This is a genomic window from Pseudomonas sp. I8001, assembly GCF_013385345.1.
Taxonomy (GTDB): Bacteria; Pseudomonadota; Gammaproteobacteria; order Pseudomonadales; family Pseudomonadaceae; genus Aquipseudomonas.
This window is the reverse complement of sequence record NZ_JACAQC010000003.1, coordinates 99,673-113,815: the sequence shown is the minus strand read 5'-3', so window position 1 is coordinate 113,815 and position 14,143 is coordinate 99,673. Positions and strand designations below refer to the sequence as shown.

Genomic DNA, 14,143 nt, shown 5'->3' with positions numbered 1-14,143 from the left:
GGGGCAAGAGCGTTTTGCTTACTTTTGCGCTTTTCAAAAGTGAGCCGCTGTAAGAGCGGAACCGTCAGCAGCCGTTACCGCAGCAACGGATATGCACACCAACCAATCCAATGTGATCGGCTATAGTGCCCGACGACTCTGGAAAGGGAGACCCTTCGTGCGAATTGCGCTTTTACTGTCAGCCTGGCTCATCTGCCTGGGCGCCCAAGCCGCCCCCGTGGATGTCGCGACCCTGGACCGCGGCACCTGGCCCGAACGCCTCAGCAGCCCCGCCCTGTTCGACGTCGCCTCACGCGCAGAAATCCTGATGTTCGCCCACACCCTGCTCGCCAGCGAATCCCTCGACGAACCCGCCCTCAAGCAGCGCCTGGGCCTGAAGATCATCAACCAGGCCTCGATCGACGACCTGCGCCGTCAACTCTGGCAACGGCTACTGGAGAACTACACCTTCGCCCAACAAAGCTGCGAACAGGACGCCTCCTTCTGCTACCTGGTGGAAAACATGGACGACCTGCGCGAACAAGCCGCCAAATTCGAAGTCAGCGACAACTCCTTCTATATAGGCTGGGCCGGCCCCAGCCGCGCATTCCACGAGCGCTACCTGGATGAACAGTTGCGCAAGGCCGCCCTGTTCCCCCAGATCAGCAGCGAAATCGCGCGCTTCGGCGACCACGAGCGCAACGGCGACGAACTCAACGACCGGATGTTCCTGCTGACCTTCGACAGCGGACCGTCCCCGGTCAGCGGCAATACCGACTGGCTCGCCGACTACCTGCGCAAACAGAAAATGCACGGCCTCTTCTTCGTGCTGGGCAACAGCCTGCAAACCCGCGTCGAGAAAAGTTCGGCCACCGATGTGCAGGCGCTGTACCAGGGCCAGTGCGTCGGCATCCAGGGCTGGCAGTACCGCTCCCATAGCCACTGGGTCGACTGGCAGTCGTCCATCACCCGCAGCGCCTCCCTGGCGCAAAACCTGATGCCGGAAAACTACCTGCCGCTGTTCCGCCCGCCGTACGGTCAGCGCCGGTCCGACAGCCAGGGATTTTTCCAGTCACAAGGGCTGCAAGTAGCCTTGTGGGACATCGACTCGGAAGACGAACCCGGCAAGCTCAAGGCTGATGAGTCGGCGAACCGCGTGCTCACACTGATGCTGTTGTGGCGGCGCGGGGTGATCGTCTTCCACGACACCCAGGACAAGGCGCGCATCGCTTTACCCTGGCTTTTACACGCCACGGCAGAAAGTGGACTCGGCTGGCAGGATTGCCGCGAAGCGTTTCGCTGAAAAAGCACGAAAAGCCCGGCCCTGTTGGGGCTGAGGTTTTTCAGGGGGGAATTTGGGAGGTATTTCGACACAGGCGGACTTCCGACTTTAACGGTGCAATGCCGGCGCGCCTAGTGCTATTCGTCATCCTGAAAAATAAACTTCAAAAAAGCGTCAAAGTGCTTTTTCCTGTCATGTGTTTTGCGGTATTACGAAGACAGACAGCCGAAACCTGCAACACAGGTGGCGTCTTCCAAGACACCTCTTGTGTGCACCGCACTTGACGCCCCTCAAGTGCGTTCGACGGTCGAATCGAGGCGCAGCACTGTCGCGGTATTGCGTCGACTGGCTCCCACAAAGGTGACCGAGTATGGATGATCATGGACGTAACCCTTCTTCCGACCAGCCAATCCTTTATGTGCTTGATACCAATGTACTGATTCACGATCCAAACGCACTGCTCAACTTCGAAGAACACCACGTCGCCATCCCGATGATCGTGCTTGAGGAACTCGACAAACTCAAAAGCGGGCACCACAGCGTTGCCGCCGAATGCCGCCAGGCCATCCGCCTGATCGACAAGACCCTCGGCGAAGCCTCCCCCGACGACGTCGAGGTGGGCGTACCGATCCAGCGTGGCAAAAGCGGGCCCAAGGGCTTGCTGTCGATTCTGATGAGCAAGCGCAGCGAGCCCAACAGCCTGCTGCCGGAAAATCTGAACGACAACAAAATCATCAACCAATTGATCGACCTGCACGCACGCGACAAGGACCTGCGCCTGGTGCTGGTGACCAAAGACATCAATATGCGCCTCAAGGCACGAGCGTGTGGGATCGCTGCCGAGGACTACAGTACCGACCAACTGGTTGACGACGTGTCGATGCTGTCTCGTGGTTATCACACCATGACCGGCTCGTTCTGGGATCGCGTCAGCAAGGTCGAAACCCGTCAGGACCATGGCCGCACCTGGCACCAGGTACAGCTGATCGACAACCTGCCGGCTGTGCACATCAACGAATTCATCATCGACGAACAGGGTTTTGTGGGCTGGATCAAAGAGATCCAGGTCGACAAGCTGCTGATCCTCGACCTGCATCAGGAACCCCTGTTGCACCAGGAAGCCTGGGGCCTGAAACCGCGTGATATCTACCAGAGCCTGGCGCTGTATGCCTTGCTTGATCCGGACATCCACCTGGTCAACCTGACCGGCGCCGCAGGTTCGGGGAAAACCATCCTCGCCCTGGCCGCCGCCATCGAACAGACCATGGTTACCAAACGCTATCGCCGCATAATCGCCACCCGCAGCGTGCAGGGCCTGGACCAGGAAATCGGTTTCCTGCCCGGCACCGAAGCGGAAAAAATGGAGCCGTGGCTGGGGGCGATCACCGACAACCTCGAAGCCTTGCACATGGATGACGAAAACACCCATGGCAGCGTCGATTACATCCTCAGCAAAGTGCCGTTGCAGTTCAAATCCCTCAACTACATTCGAGGTCGCAGCTTCCAGCAGAGCCTGATTTTGATCGATGAATGCCAGAACCTCACGCCGCACCAGATGAAAACCATCATCACCCGTGCCGGCGCCGGTTCCAAAGTGGTGTGCCTGGGCAACCTGGCACAGATCGACACCCCTTACCTGTCCGCGACCAGCTCCGGGCTGACTTACCTGACGGAACGCTTCAAGGACTTCCCGAACGGCGTGCACATTGCGCTGCAAGGCGTCCCTCGCTCGATTCTGGCCGAATACGCCGAATCTCACCTGTAACCACGGTCAATGTGGGAGCTGGCTTGCCTGCGATAGCATCACCTCGGTGTAACTGACATACCGAGGTGCCTGCATCGCGGGCAAGCCCGACTCCCACAAAAGCCAGCTCCCACATTTGATCGGCGTTGGGTTTACAATCGGGGCTCCTGATCAGGAGTATCCCTGTGCTGACTCATCTCGATTCCCAAGGTCGCGCCCACATGGTCGACGTCACTGAAAAAGCCGTGACGTTCCGTGAAGCGGTGGCCGAAGCGCGGGTGCGCATGTTGCCCGAGACCCTGAAAATGATTGTCGACGGCGCCCACCCCAAGGGCGACGTGTTTGCCGTGGCCCGTATCGCCGGGATCCAGGCCGCAAAAAAAACCAGTGATCTCATTCCCCTGTGCCACCCGTTGATGCTCACCGGGGTCAAGGTCGAGCTCAGTGCCGATGGCCTGGACGCGGTGCGCATCGTCGCCCGCTGCAAACTCTCCGGGCAGACCGGCGTGGAGATGGAAGCGTTGACCGCGGCCAGTGTTGCCGCCCTGACGATCTACGACATGTGCAAGGCCGTGGACCGTGGCATGACCATCGAAACCATTCGGCTGCTGGAGAAACTCGGCGGCAAGAGCGGGCATTTCAAGGCGGACCAGGCATGAGCATCAACGTACTGTTTTTTGCGCGCTACAGCGAGGCGATTGGCCTGGACTCCCTGGAGATGGAAGGCGATTTCGCGTCGGTCGACGCTGTACGCCAGGCATTGGCCGGTGACCCGGAATTCGCAGTGCTCAATGAGGCCAGCCTGATGTGCGCTCGTAACCAGGAATTGTGCGACCTTGATGAGCCGCTGCAGGCTGGCGACGAAGTGGCATTCTTCCCGCCCGTGACCGGAGGCTGACCATGGCGATTCGGGTGCAGGCTGAGGCGTTTGATCCCGGCGCCGAGGTCAATGCGATGCATGCGGCCAATGTGGGCGTAGGCGCGGTGGTGAGTTTTGTCGGCTATGTGCGCGACTTCAATGATGGCCTGGATGTGGCGGGGATGTTCCTCGAACACTACCCGGGCATGACTGAAAAGGCCCTCGGCAAAATCGCCGTGGAGGCCGAGCAACGCTGGCCGCTGCTCAAGCTGGAAGTGTTGCATCGCATTGGCGCCCTGGAGCCGGGTGAGCCGATCGTGTTTGTTGCGGCGGCCAGTGCCCATCGTCAGGCCGCGTTCGATGCCTGCGCCTTTGTGATGGACTACCTGAAGACGCGCGCTCCGTTCTGGAAGAAGGAAAACACCAGCGAAGGGCCACGCTGGGTGGAAGGGCGCGACAGCGATCACGCAGCCGCTGACCGCTGGAAATAACGTGTGGCGAGGGGCTTGCTGTGGGGAGGGAGCTCCCTCCCCACAGCAAGCTCCCCCGCCACACAGGTCAGGTCGAGGTGTGCAGCCGGTGGGGCGACAGCATCGCTTTGGTCAACCCGAACGCCGCCAATGCATCCGGCAAAGGCTTGCCGCGCACCAGCGCCGCACTGGCCTGGCCCATCGCCGGAGACGTCTGGATCCCGTAGCCGCCCTGAGCCGCAATCCAGAACAATCCCTCCACTTGTGGATCGAACCCGCAGACCAGATCACCATCGCTGACGAAACTGCGCAGCCCGGCCCAGGTCCGCGCAGGCCGGCGGATACTCAGGGTGGTGGCTTCCTCGATGTGATAGATGCCCGTGGCGATGTCCAGCTCTTCCGGCTGCACATCGTGGGGCTCCACCGGGTCGGCATTGGCCGGTGAGCCAAGGAACATGCCGGCGTCGGGTTTCATATAGAACGAACCGTCGAGGGCCGCCAGCTCCGGCCATGCGTGGATGTTCAGCTCGGCGGGTGGAGAGAAGACGAACGCGCTGCGACGTTTGGGTTGCAGGCCGATTTTCTGTGCACCGGCCAACTCGCCGATATGGTCGGCCCAGGCGCCGGCGGCGTTGATGATCACCGGGGCGCTGAAGTGCTGTTGGGCCGTGCGCACCTGCCAGAGTCCTTGAGCGTCACGGGTCAGTTTCTGCACCTCACTGTCGGTGTGGATTTCTCCGCCATTGCGCCGAATGCCGCGCAGGTAACCTTGATAGAGCGCATCGGTATCGATGTCACACACGGTCGGGTCGTAGATCCCGCCATGGACTTTTTCCCGGCGCAGGATCGGCATCATGGCCATCGACTCCTCGACGTCGAGCAGTCGCGTTTCTGGCACAAGGGCTTTGGCACTCAGGTACTGGCGCTGCAACTCACCGGGGTCGCCAATCAAGTCCACCAGCAATTCGCCCCGTGGGGTGAGCAATGGGTGTTCGGCAAAGCCTGCGGGCGGCTGATCGAAGAAGGCGCGGCTGCCCAGCGTCAGCGCGCGGACCTGGGGCGTGCCATAGGCGGCGATGTACAGGGCGGCGGAACGGCCGGTGGAGTGGTAACCCGGCATCGACTCGCGTTCCAGCACGATGACGCGCGCATGGTGTGACAGCCAGTAGCCGGCGGATGCGCCGGCGATGCCACCGCCGATGATGAGGTAGTCGGCCTGGTTCATGTGTTCCTCCTGGATTTGAAAATGCTGAAACCAAATGTGCAGGCTTGCTTGCTCCCCCACAAGCCCGCTTTCACATTTATATTCAGCCTGGCGATAAAGCAGGAAATCGCTATTTCCTTTTGACCTGAAAATTCCGGAAAAACTGTTATTTCTAACAGTAGGCGGTCCCTTCTATAAAGCGCTTACTTGCATCAGGCCGGTACAAGATGTGGCGTTGATGATAACTGTTCTCTATGTTGGATAAGGAGAAGGAAATGAAAGCGGAAGATCCCAATGTTCGTTTAAAAACGTTTGATATTGAATTCCCTAGCCCTGGCGGTGGTAATGTAGTTAGTAGTGAAGTGTATCTGGGTGGCAAACAGCAATGCCAAGTCGATATAATTGTCCAGAAGGAGAGGAGAAACGCTGATGGTATATGGGAGCTGGAAAAGTTTGAGGAGAAGGAGCTTGAAAGCGCCACGGTGGTTGAGTATTCCACAAACCCAGCAGCGACAATGCCAGACGGATGGTATTGTGATACAAAAAGGAATGAGTTTCATATGGGGCGGTGGTCGGGGTTACTTGAGGCGCCCAGCACGACTACTGTCCATTCGAACCCTATTATTCAGCCGATACCCGGTATTGGTCCGCTCGAAAATGTGAAGCGTTACCTGAGGTGTGATCAGACATCAGCGGGTAGTCAGAAATTTATGGCAAGAATTACGGTGGGTAATAAAACGTACACAACTAATATGCTTAGAGATAATATTAATTATCAATCATCTGTCACTGTAAGATCCCAAGAACCCTATACATTGTCCGCTGAGCGGCTCGATCATTGGGCTGATACCGACGCCTTTTCAGTGCAGGGTGTGGATGTGGATATTTATTATTGGACGCCACCCCTTGGGTTGAGATTTGTCGAGAATATACCTCCGACTGATCCCGTAAAATTAAAAGATCCATCTGTTCAGGGGGATCACTTTGATATTTACTACACTCGGGACATTGGGCACGGTATTAGACAGATCGGCGGTGTCATACGGGGTAATACTGTTGGAAACATCACAATGAATAGCCTGCTGAAAAAATCTTCAGGGGGAAATGAACTAATTCCTGCGAACAAGCGCAATACCATCATGCGTGCTGCGCGAGTCAAGGCCTGGTTAAATAACCCCAACACCGATCAACAAGGGGCCAGTATTTGGACAATGGTCGATAGTTATGGCTGCTCGCATCACTATTACCTGACCGAGACCGACAATTACAATGTGATGGTGCTGCGCGCCACTTCAAAACCCTGACGTTCCAGGCATTTCATCCCCTCTCCAAGTGCGAAGCGGTGGACCTATGGACATCTATTCGAACGCGTTTAATTTCAGTGCCCACCTCGGCGGTTCGGTTGACCTGCGTACCGGGCAGTATGGGTGTCTGGTTCGTTTGGCAGTCTTGAGCCCAAAAGGGCCGTTAGAGATCAGCCGAGAGATTGCCTTGGCGTTCTCGATGATGGATACCCGCAACAGTGGCTACGGTAAAGGCTGGAGCTTGTCGAATACCGAATTTGACCCGAACAGCTTCAAGCTTACGCTACTCAACGGTGAACAATATCTAACCCAAGGGCTGCCCTCCGTAGGGGACAATGCTGTTATTACCGACCATAAGTTGAAGGACCTCACCATAAAACGGGTTGCGCAAAATACGCTGCACGTAATTTACAAGGATGGCACTGTCGAAATCCTGCGTCCCCTCAGCATTCCCGGTCCCTATAAGATCAGTGCCATCCAGTTCGAAAATGGCGAGCGGCTGACCTTCCGGTATGGCGGTAATAACTTATTGCAGAGCATTGTTGACGATAAAGAAACCGACCTGTTGATGTTGAAGTATTCCGCCGGATCGCTGGTAACCGCCGATACACTAATTGATGGTAATCGTTATGCCCGTACGCGATTTGAATATACTCATATCGACAATCAACTGACCAAGGTCACGGTTCCTTATGACTTGGCCGGGCCAGTCGCAAGTGAGGCCTATTCGTTTCAGTACCTCAGGTTGCCTGATGCAATGGTAGCTATTTCGCAGGTTATGACACCCATGGGGGGGCAGGAGATAATTCGGTATAACTCAAATGGGCATCAATACGATGCCCGTTTGTATATTCCGGTCGTCACCTACTGGGAGCAAAACCCCGGACGCGGGCAGCCCTCTGTCGTCCGCTCTTATAACTACAGTCCCAACCGTAACTTCACGGGATATCCTCTGAATGGCGGATTTCGCCAGGGCCAGGATAATTTGTATCGGGTGGATAGCGAGTACGCTTATTGGGCGGAAGAAACTTACGTTGATAATAATGGCAAGCCCCTGCGGTCTACCCGCGCCACTTATAATCGTTTTCACCTGTTGACTGAGGAATTAATGCTAGCCAATGGCAGCCAGGTCAAAACCGAGACTGTCTACAATGAAGTTCGGGGCGTCCAGTTTCCAAATCAGCCCGCCAATCTCCAACTTCCGAGCCGCATCACCAAGACCTTTGAGCTGTATCCTCAGGGTGGCAAACCCCCAAGGGCGGAAGTGGTCAGTATCACCACCGATGACTTCGGCAACGAACTAAGCCGCACCGAGGCCTCCGGCGTACGCACCGAATACACTTATTACCCGGTGACCGGCGAGCCCCGAAGATGCCCTGCCGACCCCCATGGACTCTTTCAACGTTACCTGAAGCTGGAAAAGCTTTTCCCGGCCAGATCGACCACTGCGGCTCGGACCACTGAACATTCCCACACCGACGTCTCGATAACGGGGGGCGGCTACTTCGTCATGCCGCTTGCCATCAACCTTGAAGGGGGCACCCATACGTCTTATACCTATCATTCTGTGGCCGCCAACCCCGCCCTGCATGGTCGCTTGAAAAGCTCCACGACGACGATCGACAAGCTCTCTCTGGTCTCCGATTTCACCTGCACCTTCAATGGCGACTCGATCACCGAAGTCCGGAGCTTGAAGGGGCGTGAGCCTGGTCAATGGCTCGAGTCCGCGCGCACGTGGTCACTGACCAATCAGCGTCTGCTCGACATGACACGTGATGCCGTCGGCAGCCTGGCGATGACGTACGATGTCAGTGGGCGGCTGACATCGGAAACCGCCGCGCCAGCCACGCTCCAGATGGCCCGACGTCGTTATGCCTATCACTTTTCGGCCGGGGCCAAGATGGCCCATTTGGTCACCACGGATGCACAAGGCACCGTGCTCTTCACGTATTTCGATGGCATGGGACGCCAGCTCTCTGCTGCGCAATCGCTTGATGGCATCGCGGACAATGACAGGCTTCTGGGTTCCTGGGCGTACGACGCACTCGGGCGGCTCGTGAAGCAAACCCGTCTGGATTATCTGGGTGATGGGCCGCGTACATTGAAAACCAGCCACGCCTATAACATTTGGGGCAACCCGTGGACGGTAACTCAACCCGATGGTCGGGTATTGATCGATGAATATGACCCGCTCCTCAACCGCCGGGTGACGGGGGTGCAAGGTGACGCGCAACTGGAAACCTGGTTCAACGAACACAATCAACCGGCACGGGTTGAGCGGGTGAGCGTTGGCGGTGCGCGCATTGTGGTGGAAACCCGTACTTATGACGGGCTGGGCCGCTGCACGGAGCGCATCGATGCCAGGAAGACCAAGACTGAATACGCCTATGACATTTTTGATCGTGTGGTGCGCAGCCTGGAAACCCCATCCGACGGAACGCCGCCCCGTGAGCGGTTGACGACGTATGCGCTTGGCACCAGCGAGCCAATGGTGCGCACCCTCACCGTAGACAGCAAGCTGCTTGGCACGCGTGAATACGACAGCCTGGGCCGCGTCATTTCCCAAGCGCGTGGCAACGCAACAGCCACGACCTGGGAGTACAAGCCCAACCAGGTTGCGCCAGTGGCGGTGACTTCGCCGCGCGGTGATCGTCAAGAGTACGGTCATGATCCTGAGCTGGAGACATTAACGAGCGTCAAGATGGCAGGGCATGCACCGATAGACCTTGAGTACGACCCCATCAGTGGAGCGATGCGACAATCACTCACCGCCGGGCTCAAGCATGAGATGAGTTACGACGAGAACGGCTATCTCGCCAAGGAAGTCCAGACGCTGGGCAGCCAGCCCTTGACTAGCCTGACGAGTTATTCGCCGGGTGGGCGGCTGTTGCGGCACTCCGCGGCGGATGGGCAGCACAGTGACCTCGTATATGACCAGTTCGGACGCCTCCAACAGACCACCACCGGTTTCGTCCGCATGATCCGGACTTACGATAGTCTGGGCCGCCTTTCGGCGCGAACCCTCAATTATCAAATGCGTCTTACCGACTCGGTGACCTTTGACGCATGGGGGCGTGAGTCGGAACGCAAGCTGGAACAGGACGGTGCGCTACTGCAGAACATTGTCAGCACCTATTACGACGATGGCCTGCTGGCCACTCGCACGTTGAAAGACGCGAATGACGCCGTGGTCACGGGCGAGACGTTCACTTACGATGGTTATTCGCGACTCAAATCCTATGTGTGCGAGGGCACGCAATACCCGATGGATAAATTGGATCGGGCGATCAAGGAACAGCGTTTCAGTTATGACGGTCTCGATAATATGACTGAAGTGCGGACAACGTTTATCGATGGCAGTAGCGACCGCAGCGAGCGGTTTTTCCAGGGTAAGGACCCTGCCTGCCTGACGCACCTGACCCATACAAACCCGGTACGAAACCTGACCCTGAGCTATGACGCCGCCGGTAATTTGCAACAGGGCACCTTCGGTCGCGGTTTCACGTACAACGGTTTTGACCAGCTCACTGCTGTACAGACCGCCACAGACAAGTACAGCTACCAGTACGACGGCGAAGCACGCCAGGTGCTTGCTGCGCGAGGCAACGAAGCTCCCGTGATGCTGGCCTATGCCGGGGATCGGCTCGACACGCTGGCGCAGGTCAGCATGCGGGCACGTTACGTGCGCGACGGTGACCAGGTGGTGGCCTACCGAGATAGTGGTAATTACCAGAAACTACTGGTTCTTGACGGCGCTGGCAGCGTCCGCGGTGTGGTGGCACCGATCACGGACCAGGTGCGCCGGCATTACGCACCCTACGGTGACGCCAGGATCGAGTTGCGGGATGACGTGTCGCCCACGATGATGGAAATGCAATTGCCCGCCTACAACGGCGAGCGGCTGGACGTACCGGTCAACCTCTATCACCTGGGTAATGGGCGCCGTGCCTATGATCCCGAACTCATGGTGTTTCTCTCTCCTGATCCCCTCAGTCCTTTTGACGAGGGCGGGATCAACAGCTACGCCTATTGTGGCGGTGACCCGGTGAATTGGTCGGACCCCAGCGGCCTCTTCAGTTTTCCAACATGGGCCAGGTGGGCACTGACCGGTGTTGCACTGGGCATGTCGGTGGTCACCGCTGGGCTTGCAACTGCGGGCTTGCTCGCTGCCATCGGCGCTCAAGCCGCTGCACTGACCATTGCCGGCAAGAGCGCGCTGTTGGTAGCCTCAGGCGCGGCCTCGGTAGGTGGGACGTTGGGGATTGCCGCACTGAGCGTTGAGGCGGTCGACAATCAGATGGGCTGGGATCGCTCCAGTCAAATCAACGTCCTGAACTGGGCATCGCTGACCTTTGCAGCGGTGGGTGTCGCGGCCAGTTTAGGGGGCGCAGGCATAGCGGCGACGGGCGCTTCCCGGGCGGTTGAAGTCGCCGCAAGCCCGGCGGTCCGAAGCTTCAGTCTATTGAGTTCCCAAACAAGGGCCGGATTGCAGGCCGCTGGCAAGTTGCTGACCGGTGCTTCTTACAAGTTCTTCAATGACATTACGCTGCCAAGCCAAGCCTGGGGGGTGACGCGTTTTGGCTTGCGCGTGGTCAATCTGTACCGCTCGGTCGACGGTCGGATCAGAAAGCGCCAGCCGGCAGCGCCTATCGGGGGCGATGCCGAGAACTTGCAGCAGCCACTGGGGCAGCCGCAACCCCAGCCTCAGGCCCATCGCCTTGTCGATATGTCGGGCAGCAGCTTCACTTTCCATGAGGCCTTTTCGCAGGAGGCCTCGCGTGTTCGCCAACCCATCCTGGCCGAATGGAATTCGGCCTGAGGTCTTCCAGCTTAAGGGCGTTTGCGCTCCACCGGACGCAACAAATGCGTCGGCGGCGTTTCGCAGCTGATCTTGCGGCCCAGCAAGGTTTCGATCGACGGCAACTGATACGAGTCGTCTTCACCGGCAAAGCTGATGGACACGCCCGCCGCGCCCGCGCGGCCGGTACGGCCAATCCGGTGCACGTAGTCGTCCGGCACTTCCGGCAGGGTGAAGTTGATCACGTGGCTGATGCCATCGATGTGAATCCCGCGTCCGGCCACGTCGGTGGCCACCAGCACGCGAATCTTGCCTTCGCGGAAACCTTCCAGGGTCTTGATGCGCTTGTGCTGCGGCACGTCGCCGGACAGTTGCGCGGCATTCACGCCATCACGCACCAGGCGTTCTTCGATGCGGCGCACTTCGTCCTTGCGGTTGGCAAACACCATGACCCGCTCCCAACCGTTGTCGTTGACCAGGTTGTAGAGCAGCTTGTATTTGTCGGCACCGGCCACGGCATAGATATGCTGTTCGACGTTCTCGCTGGCGACGTTGAGTGCCTCGATCTCGACGATGGACGGGTCGGTGGTCCACTGCTTGGCGAGGTTCATCACGTCTTCGGTGAAGGTCGCGGAGAACAGCAGGGTCTGGCGCTCGTTTTTCGGCGGCGTCTGGCGAATGATCTGACGCACTTGCGGGATGAAACCCATGTCGAGCATGCGGTCGGCTTCGTCCAGCACCATCACTTCGACCATGTCCAGGTGCACGTCGCCGCGCTGGTTGAAGTCCAGCAAGCGCCCCGGGGTGGCCACCAGGATGTCGCAGTGGCGCGCTTCCAGGTGCTTGAGCTGCTTGTCGAAGTCCATCCCGCCAACAAACGTCATCACGTTGAGGCCGGTGTACTTGGTCAGGTCGGCGGCGTCCTTGGCGATCTGTACCACCAGCTCCCGGGTCGGGGCGATGATCAGTGCGCGGGGTTCACCCATGTAGCGCTCTTTTGGCGGTGGGGTCTGCAACAACTGCGTAATGATCGAGATCAGGAACGCAGCGGTCTTGCCGGTACCGGTCTGGGCGCGACCGATGGCGTCTTTGCCGGCGAGGGTGAAGCCCAATACTTGCGCCTGGATCGGCGTGCAGTACGGGAAACCCAGGTCCTGGATGGCGTGCATCAGTTCCGGGGCGAGCTTGAAATCATGAAAGCGGGTTTTGCCTTCCTGGGGTTCGACAACGAAGTCTTCCAGTTTCCAGGGAATAACCACAGGTTTGGGCGCGCGTTCACGGCGCGGCTTTTCCTGGCGTGGCTCCTGGCGTGGTTGGTCGGCGGCTGGCTCTTCAGCGACGTTAACCGTGGCGGGTGTGGTCACCGGCTCTTTTTTTTGCGAGGCTACAGGTGCGGTCCGGCCAGGCTGCTGGCCGTCATTGCGGCTGCCTTGAACGTGGGCGGGGGCACTGGAACCTGGCGCGAGCTGCTCAGCCTCGCTTTTACCGAACATCTTCTTGAGTGCTTTGAGCACGGTCATCTCATCAATTGGTTAAGGAATGTACGCCGGCCAGTGTAATGCAAGAATCGGGCGCGGCGTAGTGCGTTGGTCATGCGGCTACACAATGGGTGGTTTTCAGCCCAGGCGGGCGGCCAACCAGTCACCGATATCGTGTATCTCCTGGGGTAACACTTCGTGGCCCATTGGGTATTCCTGCCATGCGACGGTGACACCGCGCGACTTCAAATGCTCATAGGCGCTGCGACCCATGGCGTTCTGCACCACGTCGTCGTATTGGCCGTGCAGGCACAGCGCCGGAATCCGTTGCTGGCTCGCCGACAATTCGAGTTCGTCACCGAAAGTGGGAGCGTAGGTGGAAAGGGCGATCACGCCACCCAAGGCGCCCTGCCATTTCAGGAAAGCGGTGTGGAACACCACGGCGCCACCCTGGGAAAAACCGGCGAGGAAAATCCGCGAGGCGTCTATCCCGCTGCTTTTTTGTTCCTTGATCAGGTCGGTAACCATTTTTGCCGAGGCTTCCAGCTCTTCAACACTGATGGAACGCGCCGGGCTCATGGCCTTGATGTCGTACCAACTGGGCATCTCATAGCCGCCGTTGATGGTCACCGGGCGTGTCGGCGCCTGGGGCAGGACAAAGCGCGTCGACAGGAGTTTTTCCTGCAGGGCTTCGGCCACGGGCAGGAAGTCGTAGCGATCGGCACCCAGGCCATGCAACCAGATTACGCAGGCGTCTGCGGGCTTGGCGGGCTGAAGAATCAAGGGTTCGGTCATGTCTGCTCCATATATGTGCGTGCGCTCCGATTGAGTGCGTCGGAACGGTGCGCGACGGGTTGATCTGTTAAGAGAATGTCGCAAGGTTGAATCTTTTGCTCTTGACCATGGGCTGAAACGACTCAGCCATCAGTCTGGTACGGGGCTTGCTATGTGAAACCCGATGTCAAGGCTCACCCCAGGCGGTAACACTATCAGTGACTGGCGCCTGTGGGATAGCGACTGGACTT

Annotated in this window: 10 protein-coding genes; 7 read left to right on the top strand and 3 right to left on the bottom strand. The window is 58.4% G+C overall.

The window, feature by feature from the left end; genetic code table 11:
• Positions 1–157 precede the first annotated feature (157 nt).
• The 5 genes from HX839_RS01680 to moaE all read left to right on the top strand — a co-directional run bounded on the left by HX839_RS01680 (position 158) and on the right by moaE (position 4,355).
• The gene (locus HX839_RS01680) at positions 158–1,282 is read left to right on the top strand and encodes a polysaccharide deacetylase family protein (protein WP_134327296.1); all 1,125 of its coding nucleotides are present in this window, start codon (positions 158–160) and stop codon (positions 1,280–1,282) included.
• Between the two features lie 349 nt (positions 1,283–1,631).
• Positions 1,632–3,026: a PhoH family protein gene (locus HX839_RS01675; RefSeq protein WP_010170407.1), complete on the top strand. Its 1,395-nt coding sequence runs from the start codon at positions 1,632–1,634 to the stop codon at positions 3,024–3,026.
• Between the two features lie 164 nt (positions 3,027–3,190).
• Positions 3,191–3,664 (top strand): cyclic pyranopterin monophosphate synthase MoaC, encoded by a 474-nt coding sequence (gene moaC, locus HX839_RS01670; protein WP_008435663.1) that lies wholly within the window; start codon positions 3,191–3,193, stop codon positions 3,662–3,664.
• Positions 3,661–3,903: a molybdopterin converting factor subunit 1 gene (gene moaD / locus HX839_RS01665; RefSeq protein WP_177066657.1), complete on the top strand. Its 243-nt coding sequence runs from the start codon at positions 3,661–3,663 to the stop codon at positions 3,901–3,903. The genes moaC and moaD overlap by 4 nt, the downstream gene beginning before the upstream one ends.
• 2 nt (positions 3,904–3,905) lie before the next feature.
• The gene (gene moaE / locus HX839_RS01660; protein WP_087692831.1) at positions 3,906–4,355 is read left to right on the top strand and encodes a molybdopterin synthase catalytic subunit MoaE; all 450 of its coding nucleotides are present in this window, start codon (positions 3,906–3,908) and stop codon (positions 4,353–4,355) included.
• Positions 4,356–4,422: 67 nt separating this feature from the next.
• On the opposite strand, the gene HX839_RS01655 is transcribed toward moaE, so the two are convergent.
• Positions 4,423–5,559 carry an FAD-binding oxidoreductase gene (locus HX839_RS01655; RefSeq protein ID WP_177066656.1) on the bottom strand — a complete coding sequence of 379 codons (1,137 nt, stop codon included), beginning with the start codon at positions 5,557–5,559 and terminating at the stop codon, positions 4,423–4,425.
• Between the two features lie 254 nt (positions 5,560–5,813).
• Between HX839_RS01655 and HX839_RS01650 the strand changes: the two genes are divergently transcribed.
• Together HX839_RS01650 and HX839_RS01645 are read left to right on the top strand one after the other, a co-directional pair.
• Positions 5,814–6,842: a hypothetical protein gene (locus HX839_RS01650; RefSeq protein WP_177066655.1), complete on the top strand. Its 1,029-nt coding sequence runs from the start codon at positions 5,814–5,816 to the stop codon at positions 6,840–6,842.
• A gap of 46 nt (positions 6,843–6,888) precedes the next feature.
• Positions 6,889–11,661: an RHS repeat domain-containing protein gene (locus tag HX839_RS01645; RefSeq protein WP_177066654.1), complete on the top strand. Its 4,773-nt coding sequence runs from the start codon at positions 6,889–6,891 to the stop codon at positions 11,659–11,661.
• Positions 11,662–11,672: 11 nt separating this feature from the next.
• Here the strand turns inward: HX839_RS01645 and rhlB are convergent, their stop codons facing one another.
• Complete coding sequence (rhlB, locus tag HX839_RS01640; protein ID WP_177066653.1) at positions 11,673–13,160, bottom strand: ATP-dependent RNA helicase RhlB; 1,488 nt, start codon at positions 13,158–13,160, stop codon at positions 11,673–11,675.
• Positions 13,161–13,256: 96 nt separating this feature from the next.
• Positions 13,257–13,913: an alpha/beta hydrolase gene (locus HX839_RS01635; RefSeq protein WP_003216319.1), complete on the bottom strand. Its 657-nt coding sequence runs from the start codon at positions 13,911–13,913 to the stop codon at positions 13,257–13,259.
• Positions 13,914–14,143 lie beyond the last annotated feature (230 nt).

Coding starts and splice junctions, on each gene's coding strand:
- HX839_RS01645 (WP_177066654.1), top strand. CDS start 6,889: ATGGACATCTATTCGAACGCGTTTAATTTCAGTGCCCACCTCGGCGGT.
- rhlB (WP_177066653.1), bottom strand. CDS start 13,160: ATGACCGTGCTCAAAGCACTCAAGAAGATGTTCGGTAAAAGCGAGGCT.
- moaE (WP_087692831.1), top strand. CDS start 3,906: ATGGCGATTCGGGTGCAGGCTGAGGCGTTTGATCCCGGCGCCGAGGTC.
- moaD (WP_177066657.1), top strand. CDS start 3,661: ATGAGCATCAACGTACTGTTTTTTGCGCGCTACAGCGAGGCGATTGGC.
- HX839_RS01655 (WP_177066656.1), bottom strand. CDS start 5,559: ATGAACCAGGCCGACTACCTCATCATCGGCGGTGGCATCGCCGGCGCA.
- HX839_RS01675 (WP_010170407.1), top strand. CDS start 1,632: ATGGATGATCATGGACGTAACCCTTCTTCCGACCAGCCAATCCTTTAT.
- HX839_RS01650 (WP_177066655.1), top strand. CDS start 5,814: ATGAAAGCGGAAGATCCCAATGTTCGTTTAAAAACGTTTGATATTGAA.
- HX839_RS01635 (WP_003216319.1), bottom strand. CDS start 13,913: ATGACCGAACCCTTGATTCTTCAGCCCGCCAAGCCCGCAGACGCCTGC.